This window comes from Proteus columbae (assembly GCF_009914335.1).
In the GTDB taxonomy this organism is placed as follows: domain Bacteria; phylum Pseudomonadota; class Gammaproteobacteria; order Enterobacterales; family Enterobacteriaceae; genus Proteus.
The window spans coordinates 1587031-1609968 of sequence record NZ_CP043925.1 but is presented as its reverse complement, the minus strand read 5'-3'; the positions used below and the strand labels follow the sequence as shown (position 1 = coordinate 1609968).

Genomic DNA, 22938 nt, shown 5'->3' with positions numbered 1-22938 from the left:
GCCCCCTAAGTTCTCTCTAAGAACAATAATAGGGAACTCTATAAAATAATTATTGCGTCAAATCAGCTTTAGGATCATTAATTAATTCAAACAATTTATGAACATATTCATCAACGACCTGACTTGCAGGACCATAATGTTTTTCTTCAAACTGACTTTCAACCAAACTGGGTTCAAGATTTAATTCAACGGTATGAGCGCCTGTTAACCGAGCTTCATGGACAAAACCAGCTGCTGGATAAACATTTCCAGATGTGCCGATAGAGATAAAAATATCAGCCTCAGCCAAAGCGCGATAAATCTCTTCCATACCAATTGGCATTTCACCAAACCAGACAATATGCGGGCGTAGTGGCGATGGGAATTGGCAACAATGACAATGATCGGTTATTTCTAAGTCCCCTTTCCACTCAAATACTTGACGAGATTGAGGGCAACGCACTTTTAGCAATTCACCATGCATATGCAAAATATGTTTACTACCTGCTTTTTCATGCAGATTATCAATATTTTGCGTAACGAGTAAAAAATTGTCTTTACCTAAACGTTGCTCTAGTTTCGCTAATGCATAATGCGCTTCATTAGGTTGAATAGAAGGTTGTTGCAATTGGCGGCGACGTTCATTGTAAAACTGTTGAACCAATTGGGGATTGCGTTGATAACCTTCAGGTGTTGCAACATCTTCAACGCGATGTTCTTCCCACAATCCATCTTCTGATCGGAATGTTTTAATTCCTGATTCAGCAGAAATGCCAGCCCCTGTTAATACGACAACTTTGGGTAAATTCATTTCATGTTCCGTTTTATGGGTGAGATGAAAATAACGACAACGTGAATGCTGCCTACGTAAATTTTTGATCTTACGAAACTTCCTAAGCCGACGATGACGAAGTTTAAGTTTCATCATTACAATCCTTGGTTTTCAAATTTAAATATCGCGTTTCTTATCTTCACTAGTTTAAGCGTTTTTTCTTCTTTGTATGTCAATAAACTTATTGTCCACTTAAAATTCTTGCGGGATCTAGTTTAGTGGCTCGGCGTGCAGGATACCAACTTGCAATCAGGCTTAAGATCACAGTGGTAATAAATACAGAGAAAACGTCAATTAAATGAACTTCTGAAGGTAGAAAGTCGACGAAATAAACATCGCCTGACAACACACTGTGTCCCGTTAATGATTCAATAACAGACACTAATGGCGTTAAATTATAAGCAACCAATACACCAAATATCACACCAGCGACACAACCAATCATGCCTGATAATAAACCGTACCATAAAAAGATATTACGAATATGGCTATCTCGTGCACCTAACGTTCGTAAAATAGCAATATCACTACTTTTATCTCTCACCGCCATAATCAGCGTTGAGACAATATTAAAACAAGCAACACCAATCACTAAGATCATCGATAAATACATAATACTACGGATCATCTGAATATCGCTATACATATAGCCATAGTCACTTATCCAGCTTTTTGCATAAACATATTCTTTACTGTTTAAACCCGCATTATGAATAATTTCATTCGCGAAAAAAGGATCTACCGTTTTCACTTCAATCCCTGTAATACCTTGGCCGTAATCCATATATTGTTGCGCATCGGCTAAAGGAATTAAGGCTAATTGGTGATCAAGCATTCCACTGAGTTTAAAGATACCACTCACTTGTAAGCGAATACGCTTAGGCTGTAAAAGCTTAGTAGGATCGTCATTATTAGGAATTAATACCGTCAGCCAGTCACCTTGTTTTATTTTCAACGCATTGGCAACACCTTGCCCTATAATAATTTGTTGTTTACCTGCCTTAAAATTTTGCCATGCATTGTTTTGTACATATCGAGGCAACAGGCTGATATCACCTTGTTTTTCAGGTGAGACACCCATCACTTGCACTGCCTTTAACTCTGTTCCTTTTTCTAACAATCCAGTGAGTAAAATATAAGGAGCAGCAGCGACAACACCTTGAGTATTTTCAATACGAGGTAATGCTGATTGCCATTGTATAAATGGCTGTTCTACTGAATAAATTTGTCCGTGAGGCACAACTGATAAAATACGGTTTTTTAATTCACGCTCAAAGCCATTCATGGCACTTAAACCAATAATTAAGACAGCAACACCCAGCATAATACCCAGTGTTGAAATAACTGAAATTAAAGAAACCATTCCCGCACGTTTTCGCCCTCTTGAAAAACGTAATGCGGTCACTAATGCAAGTGGCAATTGCGCCATTATTTCACTCCTGAAATTGCGTTTTGTGACTGTAGTTGACCATCTTTCATTTCAAGTTGGCGCTGAAAACGAGCCGCCAGTGACAAATCATGCGTTACGACCAGAAAAGCAGTTTGTTTTTCTTTGTTTAACTTAATCAACAATTCAAAAATCCCTTCTGCATTTTTCTGGTCAAGATTACCCGTTGGTTCATCAGCAAGGACTAATGCTGGATCGTTCACTAATGCTCTCGCAATCGCAACGCGTTGTCTCTCACCACCAGAAAGCTCTGAAGGACGGTGATGAGCGCGATCTTTTAACCCAACAGCTTCAAGTAAAGACATCGCTTTTTCTTTTGCAACAGAAGCGCTCGTGCCACCGATCATCAGTGGCATAGCAACATTTTCAAGTGCGGTGAAATCAGGTAATAGATGATGAAATTGATAAATAAAACCCAATTGGCTATTACGTAGATCAGCCTTTTCAGAAGAGGATAATTTATTAAGTGATTGCCCTTTAAAAAAGACTTCACCTGATGTTGGAGAATCTAATCCACCCAGTAAATGTAATAAGGTACTTTTTCCTGAGCCGGAACTCCCCACGATGGCAAGAAAATCGCCCTTATCCATTTTAAAAGAGACTGATTTCAGCACTTGTGTGGAAATAGAACCATCTTGGTATTGTTTACATAGGGCGTGGCAATCCAATAAACCATCTTTATTAATGTGCATTTGTTTTTCTGATGCCATTGGTTGTTTATTCAAAGAAGAATTACTCATAACGTAGCGCCTCTGCTGGCTGAATAGCCGCGGCCCGCCAAGACGGGTATAAAGTGGATAAAAGGGAAATGATAATAGCGGAGAAACCAATCATAAAGACGCGTCCCCAATCAAGTGTTGCGGGCAATTCCACACCTTGAGGGATAAGTCCTACCGCTGGCATAATAACGTTTAATTGGCTTGAGAGTAATGCGCCTAACAGACCACCAGCTACCGCCCCTAAAATACCAGCACCTGCACCTTGTAGCATAAAAATGGACATAATCTGAGAGCGTTTTAAACCCATAGTTTGCAAAATAGCAACTTCACCTTGTTTTTCCATGACCAACAAAGAAAGTGAGGTAATAATATTAAAAGCTGCCACTGCTATAATTAAGCTTAATAATAATCCCATCATATTTTTTTCCATTTTTACAGCTTGGAAAAATTCACCTTTACGTTCGCGCCAATCTCTCCAACTTAGATTTTTATCTAAAGATTGTGCACTGTATTTTTCAATATTGAGAGGATCAGTAAAGAAAAGACGCCATCCTGTAATATTACCCGGCTGATAACGCATTAAACGTGCCGCATCTTGCTGATTAACTAAGATTTGTGAGGCATCTGCATCGCCACCACTTTGGAAAATACCTTTAACGGTAAATAACCGTTGGCTAGGTAATCTTCCCATTGGTGTTAATTGGCTTATGCTTGGCACAATAAGGCGGATGTTATCGCCTTCTTTTGCTTTTAACTGTTTAGCAAGGCCACTTCCTAAAATCACACCATAATCACCCGCTTTCAGCATAGAAAAATCGCCATAACGAATATGTTTCGTTAAAGGTTCATCTTGCTCTTTTTCTATACCCAACATGACACCAACGCTGATATTGTCTTTACTTTGCAAAACGACATCGCCTTCTACTAAAGGGGTAACGTTTATGATACCTTCACGCGTCAGTAATCTTTCCGCTATATTTGGATCTCGGGGTAATTGTCCGCTAGGTGATGTCACAATGGCTTGTGGAATATAAGCAAGAATGCTTTCTTGCAATGAACGTTCAAAGCCATTCATGACAGAAGTCACTGTGATCAGTGCCGCTACACCTAACATAATCCCTAAAGCGGATAGCCATGAGACGAAGCGACCGAATTTATCGACCGCACGACCCCGCATATAACGGAGCCCTATATAAAATGAGACAGAATTGTACATGAAATCTGTGCTGTTCCTGTTGCTAATGCGAAGTGTTCAGGGATAATAAAGGGTAGTCTTACTGAATGGAACCACTCTATTCCCAAACTGTGGTTTTTCTTTTATCTTAACCTGCCCGCCAGTTTAAGCTTTAGCCATTAAGCTAAAGATGTGTTGGGAGTTAACTACAACAAAGAGTTCACATTACACGCTTATGTCCTCAGAATATCGTTATCAACTTCCTATAAAACAAGGGGATACTCGTCAGCTAGGTCAACTGACTGGTGCCGCTTGTGCTCTAGAATGTGCAGAGATCATCAAACGTCACTCTGGATTAGTCGTTCTTGTTACTCGTGATATGCAAAATGCATTGCGTTTACAAGATGAAATCCATCAGTTTTGTGATTATCCAGTAGAGACATTATCGGATTGGGAAACGCTGCCATACGACAGTTTTTCACCTCACCAAGAAATCATCTCAAACCGCCTTTCTACGCTATACCGTATTCCATCACTTCTCAAGGGAATTTTAATCTTACCTGTCAATACGTTAATGCAGAAAGTCTGCCCAACGGATTATCTCGCAAGTCATGCGTTGGTAATGCAAAAAGGAGAGGTACTTTCTCGTGATAATTTACGTAAAACATTAGATGAAGCGGGATATCGCCATGTCGAACAAGTATTAGAACATGGGGAATACGCAACGCGTGGTGCATTATTAGATTTATTTCCTATGGGAAGTGAATTTCCTTATCGTATTGATTTTTTCGATGACGAAATAGATAGCCTGCGTACTTTTGATGTCGATACACAACGGACATTAGCTGAAGTTGATCAAATTAATTTACTGCCTGCACATGAATTCCCAACAGATGCAAATGCGATAGAAACTTTCCGTAGCCAATGGCGTGAACGGTTTGATGTAAGACGTGATCCTGAACATATTTATCAGCAAGTAAGTAAACACATATTGCCAACGGGAATTGAATATTGGCAATCCCTGTTTTTTGAACAGCCTTTATCTAATTTATTTGCTTATTTCCCTAAAAACACATTGATAGTGACGCAAGATCTACAAGATTTTGCAGAAAAATTTTGGCAAGATATTAATCAACGTTTTGAAAGCCGTCGCGTTGATCCTATGCGACCACTGTTACCACCAGATGATATTTGGCTGAATGTTGATAAATTTAATAAAGAATTAAAACAGTGGCCTCGTATTCAACTTAAAACAGAAACGTTGCCAGAAAAAGCGGGACAGACCAATTTAGGCTATCAACCTCTTCCTGATTTATCGATTAACGCTCAAAGCAAATCACCTTTAGATAACTTACGCCGATTCCAAGAACAATTTTCAGGTAGTGTTATTTTCTCTGTTGAAAGTGAAGGACGACGCGAAACCGTACAAGAGCTTTTATCGCGGATAAAAATAGCACCTAAGCAAATCATTGAATTATCTGATGCTCAAGAGAAAGGTTTTTACTTTATCATTGGTGCTGCTGAACATGGATTTATTGATAACCATCGTCAATTAGCCATGATCTGTGAAAGTGATATGTTAGGGGAACGCGTTAATCGTCGTCGCCAAGACAATCGTCGTGCTATTAATACAGATACCTTAATTCGCAACCTTGCTGAATTAAGCATAGGACAGCCCGTTGTTCATCTTCAACATGGTGTTGGGCGCTATCAAGGAATGACAACACTAGAAGCTGGTGGCGTTAAAGCTGAATATTTGATGTTAAGCTACGCAGGTAATGACAAGCTTTATGTCCCTGTTTCATCACTGCATTTAATCAGTCGTTATTCTGGTGGCGCAGATGAAAATGCCCCACTACATAAATTGGGTGGCGATGCATGGGTAAGAGCTCGCCAAAAAGCCGCTGAAAAAGTGCGAGATGTCGCAGCAGAGTTATTAGATGTTTATGCTCAACGCGAAGTAAAAACAGGCTTCGCCTTTAAAATGGATAAAGAGCAATACCAATCATTCCGCCAAAGCTTTCCTTTTGAAACAACACCTGATCAAGAAATGGCTATCAATGCTGTGCTTAGCGATATGTGCCAAGCCATTTCAATGGATAGACTCGTCTGTGGCGATGTCGGATTTGGTAAAACAGAAGTGGCGATGCGCGCTGCATTTCTTGCTGTTAACAACAATAAACAAGTCGCTATTTTAGTACCAACCACCCTATTGGCTCAGCAACATTTTGATAATTTCCGTGATCGTTTTGCTAATTGGCCCGTTAACATTGAGATGATCTCACGTTTTCGTAGCGCAAAAGAGCAACAGCAAATCACAGAAAAACTGGCCGAAGGTACAGTTGATATTGTCATTGGCACACATAAATTGCTTCAACCAAATATTCAGTGGAAAGATTTGGGGCTATTAATTGTCGATGAAGAGCACCGCTTTGGTGTTCGCCATAAAGAGCGAATAAAAGCCATGCGTGCTAATGTCGATATATTAACGCTAACAGCAACGCCTATTCCTCGTACGTTGAATATGGCAATGAGCGGTATGCGTGATCTTTCTATTATTGCAACACCACCAGCACGTCGCTTATCGGTGAAAACCTTTGTGCGAGAATATGATGACTTAGTGGTGCGCGAAGCTATCTTGCGTGAAACATTGCGTGGCGGACAAGTTTATTACTTGTATAACGATGTTGAGAATATCGAAAAAGCCCGTGAGAGACTGGCTACACTCGTTCCTGAAGCACGTATTGGTATTGGTCACGGACAAATGCGTGAGCGTGAACTTGAACGTGTGATGAATGATTTCCATCACCAACGTTTTAATGTGTTACTTTGCACCACAATTATTGAAACAGGTATCGATATACCAACCGCGAACACCATTATTATTGAACGTGCAGATCACTTTGGTTTAGCGCAATTGCATCAGTTACGTGGTCGTGTAGGTCGTTCTCATCATCAAGCTTATGCTTATTTGTTGACACCTCATCCTAAAGCAATGACAAAGGATGCTCATAAACGTTTAGAAGCGATTGCTTCACTGGAAGATCTGGGTGCTGGTTTTGCATTAGCCACTCATGATTTAGAAATTCGGGGCGCGGGTGAGCTATTAGGTGAAGAGCAGAGCGGTCAAATGAATACCGTCGGCTTCTCTCTTTATATGGAATTGCTAGAAAGTGCAGTAGAAGCGCTTAAAGAGGGTAGAGAGCCATCACTTGAAGATCTCACCAATCAACAAACTGAAATTGAATTAAGAATGCCAGTCTTGTTGCCTGATGATTACATTCCTGATGTAAATGTCAGACTTTCATTCTATAAACGAATTGCCAGTGCGATCGACTTAACAGAGCTTAATGATCTAAGAGCCGAGTTAATTGATAGATTTGGTAAGCTGCCTGATGCAGGTCGCTATCTACTGCGTAATGCTGCTATTCGCTTAAGTGCAATGAGCTTGGGTATCACTCGAATTGAAGCTCATGATAAAGGTGGATTTATTGAGTTTGGTGAAAAGAATAAGGTTGAACCAGGATATTTAATCAGCCTACTTCAAGAACAACCTGCTATTTTCCGTTTAGATGGTCCATCAAAACTGAAATTTATTACAGATCTCACTGAACGTGAGAAACGACTCACTTTTATTGATGATATGTTAAGTGCGTTCGATGATCATAAGATCAAATAACCACATATTTATGATTTTTTGAATCAGTAAAAAGGCGTAATTGAAGTGGTTTCACTCCTTCATTACGCCTTTTTTATTCTTTAGATTTAATCTTTACGGCAAGGTACTTTTTCATTCATAGAACAATAAGGTTCTTGTTCTAAAATCAGCCTACCATCAGAATCTAATGCGATAATTTCACCAGGTTTAAACGTGGTACGTACTTTGCCCGGTGTTCCATCGATAGTATAAAGCACATCATAACCAACAATTCTACGCTCTTGACGATAAATCGGAATGCACTCTTTAAATTGAGGATAAGGGAAATTAGCAATATTACTGTTATTGAGTGCTTCAATCATATAAAACACTCGACACTCTTGCTCTGCGGGGTGAAATCGTGACAGTTTTTCTGGTGTAAAAGGTGTCGGTAAGCCAATTCGGTGACAATACTCTTCTGTCACAAAAACGGTCGATTTAATAGGCGTAGCCGAAACGACATGAGCGTATTGAGGCTGGGGAAATACCCACCTCCATGCAATAAATGAAAGAATAGCTAATACTATGATTAGTCCTATTAGTGTGTACTTTCTGACATTAACACCCACTTTTACCCCTTTTTATTTGTTTTATCCTTAATTGCCACAGATACGTAATAAAAGCCACTATTTCACTCTAACTGGCTAATATATTTACTATTCAATAAATGAATTCTCTAATCTGATAGCTTAATTCAACATCCATGCTGATTAACATAATAAGTAAACCACGTATTTATGACATGTTAAATACACCACTTATTTCTGTTTTAATTACTTAATTAAATACTAACTACATTCTTAGGACTTACACATTATATTAAGATAGATCTTAATTTATTAAGCTGAAAAAATAAAAATCGTCATGCTACTTATAATACATCATTATGATAACACCAAGTTAACAAATGTCGCCTAAAAATAGGCGATATTCCATATTTAACGCATATTATAAAATTTACTTTTAAGATTTGTAAAATTATTTTACCCATTTAAATACGAGTAAAAATAACAAGTTAAGCTTATTTCTAATAATTTTCACTTATTATCTTTCTAATACAAATCTACGAAACACCATAACATTTTATTTGATGAATTAATGAATTAAACATCGTTTTTTATTTAAGAAAAGTCTTAAATAATTTAGCGTAATAAATAAAATAAATGTTATCTTTAATATTACAAGTTTAACCTTAATAATAAAATTATATTTATCATTACTCTATTGAGTTTTAGCGTTATCGGTTATTTCTGATATGGGCAGACAAATCATCTAGTGCTTTATGCTGTGATTATTTATTTTATTTGGATATTCTCATTTAATTATTTAATTTAAAATAAAAAATAGATAAAAAACCCTCATAAAATATGAGGGTTTAAAAAAGTAACTTTTGTCTTATCTGTAAAGCAAAAGATAAATTAATGAAGTTTTAGTTTAGGTCTAATTACTCGGTTGATTGATCCGACTAACATCATAAGTCCAGTTTTGATATAACCATGCAACGCTATTTGATGCATTCGATATAAAGAGATATAAACAATACGCGCTATGCGCCCTTCGATCATCATGTCCCCCTTCATCAAATTCCCCATCAAACTCCCCACGGTACTAAATTTAGAGAGTGAAACTAATGAGCCGTGATCGGTAAACACATAATCTTTTAGCGGTTTATCTTTTAACATTGCTAAAATATTGCTGTAACAGCGACTTGCCATTTGATGTGCGGATTGTGCTCTTGGTGGAACAAAACCGCCTTCTTTTCTTGGACAAGAAGAACAGTCACCAATTGCAAAGATAGACTCATCTAAGGTTGTTTGTAAGGTAGGTTTAACAACCAACTGATTAATACGGTTAGTTTCCAAGCCAGCAATCTCTTTCATAAAATCAGGCGCTTTAATACCCGCTGCCCACACCATTAAGTCAGCATCAATATGCTCACCATCTTTGGTGTTTAATCCACCTTCATCTGCGCTTGTGACCATGGTTTTGGTCATCACTCGCACACCTAATTTGGTTAATTCCTGATGTGCAGCACTAGAAATACGCACTGGTAATGCCGGTAAGATACGCTCTCCAGCTTCAACCAAAGTAATATTTAATGCTGAAGGTGCTAATTTTTTTAATCCATAACTATTAAGCTGACGTACTGCATTATGCAATTCAGCTGAAAGTTCAACACCCGTTGCACCACCACCCACAATCGCAATATTTACCTTACGATTTTCTTCTTGTGCATTGGTATCTGCTGAGTATTTTAAAAATAAATTTAACATTTCGTTATGGAAACGATGTGCTTGTTGGGGACTGTCCAAGAAAATACAGTTCTCTTTAATACCTGGTGTGCCAAAATCGTTTGATTTACTGCCTAACGCCATCACTAAAATATCGTAGTCTAATGTACGTTCAGGTACGAGCAATTCTTGCTCTTCATTATAAATAGCAGCCAATGTGATATTTTTTTGCTCACGATCAAGCCCTGTTAATGAGCCTAATTGGAAATTAAAATGATGGTTATAGCCGTGTGCTAGATAACTTAAAGCATCAACACCATCATCTAAAGAGCCTGTTGCTACTTCATGTAAAAGGGGTTTCCATAGATGACTGTTGTTGCGATCCACTAAGGTGATCTCTGCTTTTTTGCTGCGTCCTAATTTATTGCCTAATTTGGTCGCCAGTTCTAAACCACCAGCGCCGCCACCGACAATAACAATTTTTTTTAATGACATTTAACGTCACTCCATAAAGATATTTACTGTTGTTATTTAAATAGCCTTAGTGAAATCTACTTAAATAATGACAGTTAAATCGTTTCTGCTGTTATTTTTGTTCTTAAGCAAGTTAATTGGAAAGATGGTCATACCAAAGTTGATTTATATCAAAAATATTTGAATATTCATATCTATTTTTTGAAGAAAATAGTCGTTTTTTGCCTTTTAGTGACAAATAAATCACCATTTAAAACATAGGGATATTGGTTTTATCAATTAATACAATGAACTAGAAAAATAAGCATAAAAGGATTGTTAAAATCAGTCGTGATCATTGAGGTGTTAAAAATAAGGGGTCGAAAAGAGATTGGTAAAGAGGACGCTATGAACGTTTTAACTACGTTAGATAAAAAAAATGGATGGAACAAACACCATCCATTTTAAACATATGACTTTAGTCTTACTCTTTGCGATTAAACGCTTTAATTTTAAATAGATGCTCAGAGAGGCTCTTAAATTTATGCGTTTGGACTTCATCCCAAATTACGGAGTAATAAGGTGATAATTCATCAGCAGAACGCTGATTATCTAAAACCTCATCATTACGGGATAAAATCACTAAAGCGTTATCTTTATTTTTAGAACGAAAATCTTTAATACATTTCGTTGAGATATCTAAATATTCTTCAGGTCTGTCGATTTTGTCTGTCATGTTTTCGTAAGGAAAAAGATTAGGATTAATCATTACCTGACGAATATTACATAAGAAACCAATACGCTCTGCCCAATATCCACCTAATCCTACGCCGCAAATTAATACTGGCTCTTTCGTGGATTTAATCACTTTATCCGTTTCTTTCAGTAAGTGTTGCATGTCATGACGAGGATGCAACGTACTGTAGCTTAAAAAGCGGACATCAGGATCAATAAACTGTAGCTGTAAAACTTTCTCATGATTTCCAGGACTTGTGGAATCAAAACCATGTAAATATATAATCATGCTCGCTCCTGCCATTGCTCCTGTAATTGGGTCAGCAACTGATTCGCTTTTTTCCAACGATCAGAGGTTTGTAGCTCACTCAATGTGTAACGACCTCGGTGATGGTACAATGTGGAAATGCGTTCTGCTTTGACAGAGGACAGGTTATCTAACACACTCACCGCCCCTTTTCGGTTATTACACACTAAAAGCATATCACAACCAGCATCTAGCGAACGTTGTGCTCTTTCTGCGTAACTTCCCATAATAGCTGCACCTTCCATCGATAAATCATCAGAGAAAATAACGCCTTGGAAGCCTAATTGTTCACGTAAAATGGATTTCAGCCAGTACGATGAGCCACTTGCCGGACGCTCATCAATCTGAGAATAAATGACATGAGCTGGCATAATGGCATCTAATAACTGGCGTTGAATAAAATCTTTAAAAATGGACATATCATGTTGGCGAATATCATCTAAAGAGCGATCATCACGAGGCGTTTCTTTATGAGAATCAGCCCTTACAGCACCATGACCAGGGAAGTGTTTGCCTGTTGATTTCATACCCGCAGAGCGCATACCTTTGATAAAGCTCTCAGCCATTGTCATAGCAATTTCTGGTGAATCATGGAAAGAACGCTCGCCAATGGCGATACAGTTATGACCTAAGTCGAGCACAGGTGCAAAACTGATATCAATATCCATGGCAATCATTTCTGATGCCATTAACCATCCAGCCTCTTGTGCTAAATGGCTCGCTTGATAACCTTCATTTAATGCCGCATAAGATTGAGCCGCAGGCAGTCGTGTAAAACCATCACGAAAACGTTGTACACGTCCCCCTTCTTGGTCTACTGCAATCACAAGGCGCTCATGAGATGCATCACGAATTTGGCGAACTAATTCATTTAATTGTTCAGCATCGTGGAAGTTGCGGGTAAAAAGGATTAATCCACCGACAAGAGGATGCTTTAAAATTTCACGCTCTTCACTATCGAGTTCATATCCTTCAACATCAAGCATTACCGGACCCATAACATTCCTCTCTTTGTAATTGTGACAAGATAATGTCTTTAATTCGTCAGACTGAAATAGCGACGTAAAGGTTCAGACATTATTAAAAATGATCCATCTTTTGTTTGTTGCCAACGGACTTCATACCACATTAGCATCATATAAAAAATGAATGGCTCTCTTGAAAAAATACGTTTTCTCAATTCCTTCACAGAATAAACATCCGTCTCTCTGGATTGAGCATAATGACAATGATACGAATAATAATAATCCAAAAACGTATTTTGTTGTGCTTCATTGAGTTGGTTTGTTGCAAAGAACGTCATCAATGAATCCGCTGTATCAATATCGGCTGCATATTCCCAATCAATAAATTTTATACTGGAATCACTAAGAAGAATATTCTCAACATGCAAATCCATGTGAGCAGGCGCGTATTTTATGAGATTGCATCGCGGTTGGCGTAAAAAATGTTGTTGTAAGCGTAACCATTTAGCAGATAAACGTTTTCTATCAATACTCTGCCAATAAATTAATAATTCATGATTTAGGTTAAGAGGAAAACCTAACGGTGTGTGTTGATGAAGTATTGCTATTTTTTCAGCCAACGGTTTTAAATAAGTACTAAAAAGTGATTGGTGAGTAAGATGTTCGCCCTGTAACCAATAAAGAAAAAACCACTCTTTATAACGTGTGGCAACTTTAGGTGATAAATTAGATCCTGATAGCTGTTTTAAAATGGCGTATTCTTTTCTTCCATGTACATAAAGCGCTTTTTTTTCATCGCCATAATAGCGAGCAACCCAGTCAATATCTGCACATTGCACGCGAAAAGCACCACCACCAGCGCCTTCTAATGCTGTGATTTTCCATTTGCTTAATGCCGTTGCAGGGAAAAGCGCTTGCAAGGCATTAAGCAAACTTGAGTAATGCAGATCACTCAACCTTATGGCGCCCGTTCCAAAGAATTTCACCAGAAGAAACCGACATTAACTGCATACTGATCACACGGTTATCTTTTTTACCATCAACGGTTGAGAATAAAATATAATCAGCTTTCAAATAGCGGGCCAAGCCAATCGCTGCACTACGAAGACCTAGACTATCTTCACCAGATAAACCGAGGGCTTTTCGTGCTGACATCATTTGCGTGTAAGGCACGGTTTGTAACGCACTAATACTATTAACTGATTCGATAATCGTATTTGTCGCATTTACCGCTTGGATGTTTCCACCCGAATTATTTTTAACATTATCAACAACGATAAGCTTACCTGCCTCTAAATCACCAGTAACCGCCATTTCTCTAATTAAAGGAGTGACAGCAGCATTCCAATTAATACTCGTGATTTTAGGTGGCGTTGGCACAACTTCAATTGGTGGCTCTATCGGTTTAGGTGGCTCTACTGGCTCTGTAGGTGTCACAGGCTCTACAGGTACAGGCGGTTGTTGTGGCAACATAGATGGACAACCCGCTAATAAAAATACAGACATCGCCACAAATAGAACTCTTTTCATGATCGTGTTACCTTATCCTAAGTAAAGAGATAAACTCTGACATAACTAATGGTTTTATCTGGTATATCACCACTAATTTCGGCATCACCATCACCAAGAATAGTCACATCATTTACATTCCCAGCAGGAGAAACTTCAAGTCCTTGTTCGTTATACCAATAAAAACGATAGCGAATAGAAACAGGGTAAGATTGTGTATTTGATAACATGACTGTCGCTTTTGTGCCATTAGCATGGTGTTCAATGGTTGGCTGACCAGCAACAACGCCTACAACTAATACCGAAGGCTCCATAATAATAGCCTGCTGACGATTGAAATAGAGTTTATTATCTGAATGAGATGATAAACATCCTGAAAGCAATGTCGTCATAAACACAGCGATAAGTAATGAACAAATGGCCTTACCTTGTCTTATCATGTATTACTTCCTGTTATCCTGCTGTTAGCATCACATCCATTACTGGCTTAATAATGGCCCTAATGGTTTTCCGCCAAGCAAATGCATATGAATATGGAAAACTTCTTGTCCACCATGTTTATTACAGTTCATCACTAAGCGGTAACCGTCTTCAGCAATGCCTTCTTGTTGTGCAATTTTTGCCGCAACTACAAAAAGGTGTCCTAATACTTGCTCATCTTCCGCAGTAACATCATTTACAGTAGGAATAAGTTTATTAGGAATAATTAAAATATGAGTGGGTGCTTGAGGTGAAATATCACGAAATGCAGTCACTGTATCATCTTGAAAAACGATATTGGCTGGGATTTCACCACGAATAATTTTACTGAAAATTGTTTCTTCTGCCATTTCCATCACCTTATTATTTATTTTAATTCCTGATTAATTCTATTAAGCAGGTAAGTTTTGAATATGAAAGAGCTTAGCAAAATTGCGTGTTGTTTGTTGCGCTAACTCTTCAACACTGACGCCTTTTAAGACAGCCATATATTCTGCAACATCACGGACATAAGCTGGTTGGTTTTCTTTTCCGCGATGAGGAACTGGCGCTAAATAAGGGGAGTCTGTTTCAACTAAAATTCTATCAAGAGGAACAATGCGAGCAGCTTCTCTAATTTGTTCAGCATTTCTAAATGTTACGATGCCAGAAAAAGAAATATACATTCCAAGATCAAGTAATGCTGTTGCAGTTTCTTTATCTTCAGTAAAGCAATGCAGAACACCGCCACAATCTTGAACTTTCTCTTCTTTTAAAATGGATAAAGTATCTTCTCGAGCACTGCGTGTATGCACAATAACGGGTTTATTAACTTGGCGTCCAATACGAATATGCTCACGGAAAATTTCACGCTGTAAAGCCGCATTTTCTTGTTGGTAATAGTAATCTAGCCCTGTTTCACCTAAAGCCACAACATCAGGGGCAGCGGCTAAACGTGCTAATTCTTCAATATCATGACCTTCATCTAAATTTAAAGGATGGATCCCACAAGAAAAGGCGATATTGTCACGTTTACCGATTAGCTCACGCATACTCTTAAAGCCCGGTAATGTGGTTGCCACTGCTAACATATATTGAACATCACGCTGCTGTGCTTTTTCGACAACATCATCAATATTTTCATGTAATTTTTCATAATCTAAGCTGTCGAGATGGCAGTGTGAATCAACTAAAAACATAACTTACTCTCATTTATCTGGTACGACTTATATACTCGTCATCCTTCAAGTTGCAGGGGGTTGGCTACGCTCAGCTATCCGAATCACATAAATGAGTATGCTCATCAGGATATCTTTGCTTGCCGCCTACCTACAACTCGAATGATTTAGAGTATAGGTGTTTTTTATTACAGCTAATCCATAATTAATATATAGCTAATTAATTTTTTGTGATTAGCTGATTTTCCCAATCTAGTAGCTGTTCTACTAGTAATAACTCTCTATTTAATGCAGGAATGGTCATTAACTGATAACGACACTGTTTCCATCCATCAATAGTGGATAATAAAATATCCGAAGGCCATTGTGATAACGCCATAATCAATGCTTGCTGGTCTTGATTCACACAATACACTTGTGCATTGGTTTGGTATTTTAATGCATCAAGCAGTAGTGATAATAACCAATACAAGCGACGTTCTGCATTATCTTGATTTAATTGTGGTAAAAATGCATATAAATCACGTTGTTGGATGCTTGTATATAAAGCTTGGCAAAAAGCCTCTCTTTCTTTCCACTCATCTTTCAATAATGAAAGCGCTAAAACGGGGGCATTCTGAGATAAATTTAATGCCGTCACACTATTTGCATAAGGTATATTTGGTAATTGTTGCTGTAACCAGTGCGTTGCGTGTTGGAGATCTGGCGTTGCCAAATGGTAATAAAAACAACGGCTACGCAATGTCGCTAATAAAACCTCTGGTTGCTGACAATTCAGTAAAAAATAGGTGTTTTTAGGCGGCTCTTCTAACGTTTTAAGCAATGCATTGGCTGCCGCTTCAGTTAATGCTTCAACGTCTTTTATCCAAACAACTCTAAAACCACTTTGCTGAGCATGATGCTCCAGCTTTTCAGTCACTTTTCTTACTGCTTCAATACCAATCGAGGACTTACCCTTTTCACTCTGCAAAACATGCCAATCAGGGTGTGTTTCAGCAAGCATCAAACGACAGCTATGGCATTCATTACAACTTTTTAATCCCTGTTTATTCTGGCACATTAACCAACGACTTAACCCATAAGAGAGTGCTTCTCCTCCCATGCCTTCTATCGCATGTAAAAGCAAAGCATGATGACCACGCCCTTCTTGATACGTGCTAATAAGTTGTCGATATGCCTGATTTAGCCAAGGATACCAATTCATAGTGATTTATTTTCCTGCTGAACTAGCCACGTTGTTAATGTTTGACGGATATCTGCTTGTACTTTTTCAATAGCTTGAGATGCATCTATTGTGATAATAGAGTCATCACCTTTGGCTAAGGCCTGATAACGTTCACGAGTACGATAAAAGAAATCCATTGATTCTTTTTCAATTCGGTCTAATTCGCCTCGAGCACGCGCTCTGGCAAGACCAATAGCCGGATCTAAATCAAGATATAAGGTTAAATCAGGGCGAAAATCACCAAGAACCGTATTACGAAGTGACAACATAAGATCTTTATCTAAGCCGCGCCCACCACCTTGATAAGCTTGTGAAGAGAGATCGTGTCTATCTCCAATCACCCATTTACCTTCTGCAAGCGCAGGTTTTATCACGTTCTCAACAAGCTGAACACGCGCTGCATATAGCATTAAAAGCTCTGCTTTATCTGTCACTTTTTCGCCGTCAATACCTTGCTTGATGAGTTCACGTAGTTTTTCAGCAAGTGGTGTGCCACCGGGTTCACGCGTAAAAGCCAGATTAGTGATACCTTGTTCTTTTAATGTATCAATAACCGTTTGAATTGCGCTGGTTTTTCCAGCGCCTTCTAATCCTTCAATTACAATAAATTTGCTGTTGTTCATAATTATCTTTGTTGTAAGCGTCGGTATTGCGCGACGGCCTTATTGTGTTCATTGAGTGTGGTTGAAAATTTATGACCACCCGTTCCATCCGCAACAAAATAGAGATAACGTGTATCCGCTGGATGTGCAGCAGCTCTAATTGAAGCAACACCAGGCATTGCTATTGGTGTTGGTGGTAAGCCATCAATTTGATACGTGTTATAAGGTGTATAGCCGTTTAAATCACTACGGTAAATCGTGCCTCTATATTTATCACCTAAACCATAGATGACTGTTGGATCAGTCTGTAATCGCATATTAGTTTTTAATCGATTGACAAAAACAGACGCAACCTTTGTTCTTTCAGCATCAATACCCGTCTCTTTTTCAATAATTGATGCCATGATAAGCATTTCATAAGCGGATTTATACGGTAAGTCACTATCGCGTTTAATCCACTCTTCTTCTAATGTTTTTTCCATTTGTTGGTAGGCACGCTTTAAAATTGCGACATCAGTCGTACCCGCGGTGTAATGGTATGTATCTGGCGCAAACCAACCTTCTAGATTAGTAATTTCAGATCTTATTCCTATTTCTTGGCGTAATTTATCAGCGTCCAGAGTATGTGCAACGGTTGTTAGTTGAGGCGCTTGCTCAAAAATAGATTGCCAATCTTTTAAACGGCTTCCTTCAATAAAACGGATTGTAAACTGTGCCTCTTTACCACTTTTGATAAGCAGTAAAACATCACGTAACGTCATACCCTTTGTTAAGCGATAAGTCCCCGCTTTAAATTGGCTTAGTTCTGGCTTTGCTTTTAGCAAAATTTGGAAATAATCCCCTTCATTAAGCAGATTATTTTTTATTAGCAGTTGCTCCATGGCAACACGTCCCGTTCCTGCTGGAACAGTAAGTAACATTTCATCTTGTTTTACAATAACATTTTCTTCTAAGCCTCGAATATGTTGCATCACATATAACGCCATTGCACCAAGGCTAATTAATAAGGCAAAAAAAACTATCCATACTATTTTTTTTATCTTCATTTATAACTCATTAAATTCTATTTAAGTGACAAACTGTGTTGTAAAACAACATGATAATAATCCCTACTAGGATATTGATAGCGCTTATCATCTGAAAAAGTGATTTGTGAAACGGGGATCACTGGCATCAACGCATTTGTTAACCATATTTCATCAGCTTGATAAAGTGTTTCAGGTTTTTCTCTCACAATATCAATTTCCCAATGATTTTTTTGAGCTAATTGAAAAATGGATTGACGCATAATGCCATTTACCCCTGAGTTAGTCAGATTTGGTGTAAAAAGCCTATTTCCTTTGCGCCAAAAAAGATTCGCCGCATTGGCTTCAACTAAATATCCTTCATGATCACACACTAAAACATCATCAAATTCTGTTTTTTCTAAATGATATTTGATAAGGACTTGTTCTAAGCGATTGAGATGTTTTATCCCTGCCAACAAAGGATTTTGCCCTAAGGTAACAGGACTTATACCAAGCGATACACCTTCACTTTGCTGGTGGAGATAATGGGTAGGATAAGATGATAGTGACATTATTACGGTCGGCGTTATAAATCCATTGGAGGAATATCCTCGTCCACCATAGCCACGACTAATGATAACCTTAATAACACCTTTCGTTTGAGTGTCTGAGGCAATATCTATAATGTGCCTTTCTAAGTCAGACCAATTAGGATGTGGTAGAAAAAGCGCATCACAACCTTGTTTTAAGCGATTGATGTGGGCAGGTAACAAAATTGGGTTGCCATACTCAACGGCAAGCGTAGTAAAACAACCATCACCAAACTGTATTGCACGGTCACTTACATCGACATTTTGTTGCTGTTGTCCATTTACCCAATACATCTAACACACCCTACATCTATGTTATTGATATCAATCTGTACATGATAAAACAACTGGCAGTAAAAGGACAAAATAAAAGACCCAGAATAATCCTGGGCCTTTAGGTATTTTTCAGTTTTCTACAAAAAACGGGTTATACGCGCTTAAAGAGAATTGAACCGTTGGTACCACCAAAGCCGAATGAGTTACACAGAGCATATTCCATGTTCTCAACTTTACGTGCTTTATGTGGAACAAAATCAAGATGACAATTTTCGTCTTGATTATCTAGGTTTATTGTTGGAGGTACGATTTGGTCACGTAACGAAAGGATTGTAAAGATAGACTCAATTGCACCCGCAGCACCTAATAAGTGACCTGTCATAGATTTTGTTGAGCTAACTAATACATCAGTACCTTTGCCAAATACATTTTCTACTGCTTGTGCCTCAGCAACATCGCCTGCATTTGTTGATGTACCGTGTGCGTTGATATAACCCACTTCTGATGAGGCAATACCCGCATCTTTCAGTGCATTTGTCATAGCCAGCGCACCGCCTTCGCCATTTTCTGCCGGTGAAGTCATGTGATAAGCATCGCTGCTCATACCAAAACCAACCACTTCAGCATAAATTTTAGCGCCACGGTTTTTAGCGTGTTCGTACTCTTCAAGAACAAGAACACCCGCACCATCACCTAATACAAAACCATCACGATCTTTATCCCATGGGCGGCTAGCCGCTTGAGGATTGTCGTTACGTGTTGATAATGCACGAACAGCACCAAAACCACCCAAACCTAATGGTGTGGTTGCTTTTTCGGCACCACCTGCCAGCATTGCATCTGCATCACCATAAGCGATAATACGTGCAGCATGTCCAATATTATGAACACCTGAAGTACACGCTGTTGCAATAGAGATTGTAGGGCCACGAAGACCATACATAATGCTTAAATGCCCTGCAACCATGTTAATGATGGTTGAAGGTACAAAGAATGGGCTAATTTTACGAGGGCCGCCATTCATCATAGATGTATGGTTTTCTTCGATAAGGCCTAAGCCACCAATACCAGAACCAATAGCAGCTCCGATACGACTTGCATTGGCTTCTGTTACTTCAAGACCTGAATCCGCAATGGCCTGCACACCTGCTGCAATACCATATTGAATGAAAAGATCCATCTTACGCGCGTCTTTACGCGAAAGATTATAATCTTCGTGATTGAAATCTTTTACCAATCCAGCGAATTTAGTCGCATGATGACTGGTGTCAAAATCTTCGATAAGGCCGATACCACTCTGTCCGGCACACACTGCTTCCCAAGAAGCTTCTGCGTTATTACCGACAGGAGATAACATGCCTAGTCCGGTCACAACTACACGACGCTTAGACACGCTTATCCTCCAAGGAGGGAAAAAGTTTAGGATTAAAAATATAGGCGGTCGAGTGACCGCCTAGATTAGCAAGCTTATTTACCTGCGTTTTCAACGTAATCAATAGCAGCTTGAACTGTAGTAATTTTTTCTGCTTCTTCGTCTGGGATTTCGATATCGAATTCTTCTTCCAGAGCCATTACCAGCTCAACTGTGTCAAGAGAATCAGCGCCTAAGTCATCAACAAATGAAGCTGAATTTACAACTTCTTCCTCTTTAACACCCAGTTGTTCAACAATGATTTTCTTAACGCGTTCGTCGATAGTGCTCATACTATTAAATTTCCTATCAAAACTCGCTTGCGCGATGATTTTCTTAGTTTATAAATACAGGAAAAGATCTAACCAATCCCGACTGTGTGGACTACTTTATTTGCTATATTTTGCATTATATTGTACGCAAAAAGCAAATATAAAGACGTCCCCATAATTAGATCATGTACATGCCACCATTGACATGCAATGTTTCACCCGTGATATAGCTTGCTTCATCAGAAGCTAAGAAAGCTACAGCACTGGCAATCTCTTTGGCATCACCTAAACGGTTAGCAGGGACTTGAGATAAAATACCTGCTCTTTGGTCGTCTGTTAATGCTCTAGTCATATCAGTTTCGATAAAGCCTGGAGCAACAACATTCACCGTAATGCCACGGGAAGCAACTTCGCGTGCTAATGATTTACTAAAACCAATCACACCCGCTTTCGCCGCCGCGTAGTTTGCCTGTCCTGCGTTACCCATGGTTCCAACAACAGAACCAATCGTAATTATACGACCATAACGTTTTTTCATCATAGCACGCATAACTGCTTTAGACAGACGGAAGACTGATGAAAGATTAGTGTCAATGATATCTTGCCACTCATCATCTTTCATGCGCATCAACAGGTTATCACGAGTAATACCTGCATTATTGACCAAAATATCAATTTCGCCAAATTCAGCGCGCACATCGGCTAAAAATTTTTCGATAGAGTCGTTTTCTGTGACATTTAACACAAAACCCTTACCCTTACCGTCTAAATATTCGCTGATAGCTTTCGCACCGTTTTCACTCGTTGCTGTACCAATTACTGTCGCACCGCGTGCAACTAAATCTTCTGCAATCGCACGGCCAATACCACGGCTTGCACCAGTAACTAGCGCTATTTTTCCGTCAAATCCCATGAGATCCCTCAGTCATTTCCTAATGCAACATCTAATGATGCAATATCATTAACTGCTGCAGCGTTCATTTCTTTAGAAATACGTTTTGTTAAGCCAGTTAATACTTTTCCTGGCCCGATTTCTAATAATTGTGTGATACCTTTTTCAGCAATAAGTTCAACCGTTTCAGTCCAGCGAACTGGATTATAAAGCTGGCGAACTAATGCATCACGGATTGCATTTGCATCAGTTTGTGCTATCACATCAACGTTATTAACGACCTGAATTTCAGGTTGTTTAAATTCGATTTCTTGTAATGCAACCGCTAGCTTATCAGCAGCCGGTTTCATTAAAGCACAGTGAGAAGGCACGCTTACTGCTAGTGGTAAAGCACGTTTAGCACCCGCTTCTTTACATAACACACCAGCACGCTCTACGGCTTCTTTGTTACCCGCAATAACAACTTGGCCCGGTGAGTTAAAGTTTACAGGTGAGACAACTTGTCCTTGTGCTGCTTCTTCACAGGCTTTTGCAATAGCGTCATTATCTAAGCCAATAATCGCATACATTGCACCCGTCCCCGCAGGTACGGCTTCTTGCATCAGTTGACCACGTAATTCTACTAATTTAATTGCCGCAGCGAAATCAATAACTCCCGCACACACTAAAGCAGAATACTCGCCAAGACTGTGACCTGCCATCATTTGTGGTATTTTGCCTTGTTTTTCTTGCCATACACGCCAGATAGCAACAGAAGCTGCTAATAATGCTGGCTGTGTTTTCCATGTTTTGTTTAGCTCTTCTTCTGGACCATTCTGAACTAAGTCCCAAAGAGAGTAACCCAATACATCAGATGCTTGAGCAAATGTTTCAGTCACGATTGGATATTGCTCTGCAAGTTCTGCAAGCATTCCAACAGCTTGTGATCCCTGTCCGGGAAAAACCATTGCAAAATCAGTCATGTTTATTTTCCTGATA

At 38.9% G+C, this 22938-nt stretch carries 22 protein-coding genes; 1 reads left to right on the top strand and 21 read right to left on the bottom strand.

Annotated elements, in window-relative coordinates:
- Positions 1–49 precede the first annotated feature (49 nt).
- The 4 genes from cobB to lolC all read right to left on the bottom strand — a co-directional run bounded on the left by cobB (position 50) and on the right by lolC (position 4193).
- Entirely contained in the window at positions 50–907 is an 858-nt protein-coding gene (gene cobB, locus F1325_RS07700) for a Sir2 family NAD+-dependent deacetylase (RefSeq protein ID WP_109372898.1), read from the bottom strand.
- Between the two features lie 85 nt (positions 908–992).
- Entirely contained in the window at positions 993–2240 is a 1248-nt protein-coding gene (gene lolE, locus F1325_RS07695) for a lipoprotein-releasing ABC transporter permease subunit LolE (protein ID WP_109372897.1), read from the bottom strand.
- Positions 2240–2950, bottom strand: coding sequence for a lipoprotein-releasing ABC transporter ATP-binding protein LolD (lolD, locus tag F1325_RS07690; RefSeq protein ID WP_232799426.1), 711 nt, complete (start codon positions 2948–2950; stop codon positions 2240–2242). Before lolD ends, lolE begins: the two co-directional genes overlap by 1 nt.
- 40 nt (positions 2951–2990) lie before the next feature.
- Positions 2991–4193, bottom strand: a complete 1203-nt coding sequence (gene lolC / locus F1325_RS07685; protein ID WP_109372896.1) for a lipoprotein-releasing ABC transporter permease subunit LolC — start codon at positions 4191–4193, stop codon at positions 2991–2993.
- A 193-nt stretch (positions 4194–4386) separates the two neighbouring features.
- Between lolC and mfd the strand changes: the two genes are divergently transcribed.
- Positions 4387–7830, top strand: coding sequence for a transcription-repair coupling factor (mfd, locus tag F1325_RS07680; protein ID WP_160230262.1), 3444 nt, complete (start codon positions 4387–4389; stop codon positions 7828–7830).
- 86 nt (positions 7831–7916) lie between these two features.
- Here mfd and umoD read toward each other — a convergent pair whose 3' ends face one another.
- The 17 genes from umoD to fabD form a co-directional block, all read right to left on the bottom strand.
- The gene (gene umoD, locus F1325_RS07675) at positions 7917–8417 is read right to left on the bottom strand and encodes a flagellar biogenesis regulator UmoD (RefSeq protein WP_109372894.1); all 501 of its coding nucleotides are present in this window, start codon (positions 8415–8417) and stop codon (positions 7917–7919) included.
- An 849-nt stretch (positions 8418–9266) separates the two neighbouring features.
- Positions 9267–10574, bottom strand: a complete 1308-nt coding sequence (locus F1325_RS07670) for an NAD(P)/FAD-dependent oxidoreductase (RefSeq protein WP_109372893.1) — start codon at positions 10572–10574, stop codon at positions 9267–9269.
- 442 nt (positions 10575–11016) lie between these two features.
- Positions 11017–11556: an alpha/beta hydrolase YcfP gene (gene ycfP / locus F1325_RS07665; RefSeq protein WP_109372892.1), complete on the bottom strand. Its 540-nt coding sequence runs from the start codon at positions 11554–11556 to the stop codon at positions 11017–11019.
- Complete coding sequence (nagZ, locus tag F1325_RS07660) at positions 11553–12572, bottom strand: beta-N-acetylhexosaminidase (protein ID WP_109372891.1); 1020 nt, start codon at positions 12570–12572, stop codon at positions 11553–11555. The genes ycfP and nagZ overlap by 4 nt, the downstream gene beginning before the upstream one ends.
- 38 nt (positions 12573–12610) lie before the next feature.
- Complete coding sequence (locus F1325_RS07655; protein WP_160230261.1) at positions 12611–13495, bottom strand: phosphotransferase; 885 nt, start codon at positions 13493–13495, stop codon at positions 12611–12613.
- Positions 13488–14069 (bottom strand): penicillin-binding protein activator LpoB, encoded by a 582-nt coding sequence (locus tag F1325_RS07650; RefSeq protein WP_109372889.1) that lies wholly within the window; start codon positions 14067–14069, stop codon positions 13488–13490. Before F1325_RS07650 ends, F1325_RS07655 begins: the two co-directional genes overlap by 8 nt.
- Before the next feature lie 17 nt (positions 14070–14086).
- Positions 14087–14488: a YcfL family protein gene (locus F1325_RS07645; protein ID WP_109372888.1), complete on the bottom strand. Its 402-nt coding sequence runs from the start codon at positions 14486–14488 to the stop codon at positions 14087–14089.
- Between the two features lie 39 nt (positions 14489–14527).
- Positions 14528–14878, bottom strand: coding sequence for a purine nucleoside phosphoramidase (gene hinT, locus F1325_RS07640; protein ID WP_036913377.1), 351 nt, complete (start codon positions 14876–14878; stop codon positions 14528–14530).
- 42 nt (positions 14879–14920) lie between these two features.
- Positions 14921–15706, bottom strand: a complete 786-nt coding sequence (locus tag F1325_RS07635; protein WP_109372886.1) for a metal-dependent hydrolase — start codon at positions 15704–15706, stop codon at positions 14921–14923.
- Positions 15707–15905: 199 nt separating this feature from the next.
- A complete protein-coding gene (holB, locus tag F1325_RS07630) occupies positions 15906–16889 on the bottom strand; it encodes a DNA polymerase III subunit delta' (RefSeq protein WP_160230260.1) in 984 nt (327 codons plus the stop codon).
- Positions 16886–17533, bottom strand: coding sequence for a dTMP kinase (tmk, locus tag F1325_RS07625; protein WP_109372884.1), 648 nt, complete (start codon positions 17531–17533; stop codon positions 16886–16888). The genes holB and tmk overlap by 4 nt, the downstream gene beginning before the upstream one ends.
- Positions 17534–17535: 2 nt before the next feature.
- On the bottom strand, positions 17536–18558 hold the full coding sequence (mltG, locus tag F1325_RS07620) for an endolytic transglycosylase MltG (protein WP_109372883.1): 1023 nt from the start codon (positions 18556–18558) through the stop codon (positions 17536–17538).
- 17 nt (positions 18559–18575) lie between these two features.
- Positions 18576–19403, bottom strand: a complete 828-nt coding sequence (pabC, locus tag F1325_RS07615; protein ID WP_109372882.1) for an aminodeoxychorismate lyase — start codon at positions 19401–19403, stop codon at positions 18576–18578.
- A 133-nt stretch (positions 19404–19536) separates the two neighbouring features.
- The gene (gene fabF / locus F1325_RS07610) at positions 19537–20778 is read right to left on the bottom strand and encodes a beta-ketoacyl-ACP synthase II (RefSeq protein ID WP_099076186.1); all 1242 of its coding nucleotides are present in this window, start codon (positions 20776–20778) and stop codon (positions 19537–19539) included.
- 74 nt (positions 20779–20852) lie between these two features.
- Positions 20853–21089 (bottom strand): acyl carrier protein, encoded by a 237-nt coding sequence (gene acpP / locus F1325_RS07605; protein ID WP_004247087.1) that lies wholly within the window; start codon positions 21087–21089, stop codon positions 20853–20855.
- A gap of 157 nt (positions 21090–21246) precedes the next feature.
- Complete coding sequence (gene fabG, locus F1325_RS07600) at positions 21247–21981, bottom strand: 3-oxoacyl-ACP reductase FabG (protein ID WP_109372881.1); 735 nt, start codon at positions 21979–21981, stop codon at positions 21247–21249.
- An 8-nt stretch (positions 21982–21989) separates the two neighbouring features.
- Positions 21990–22922 (bottom strand): ACP S-malonyltransferase, encoded by a 933-nt coding sequence (gene fabD, locus F1325_RS07595; RefSeq protein WP_160230259.1) that lies wholly within the window; start codon positions 22920–22922, stop codon positions 21990–21992.
- Positions 22923–22938: the final 16 nt, after the last annotated feature.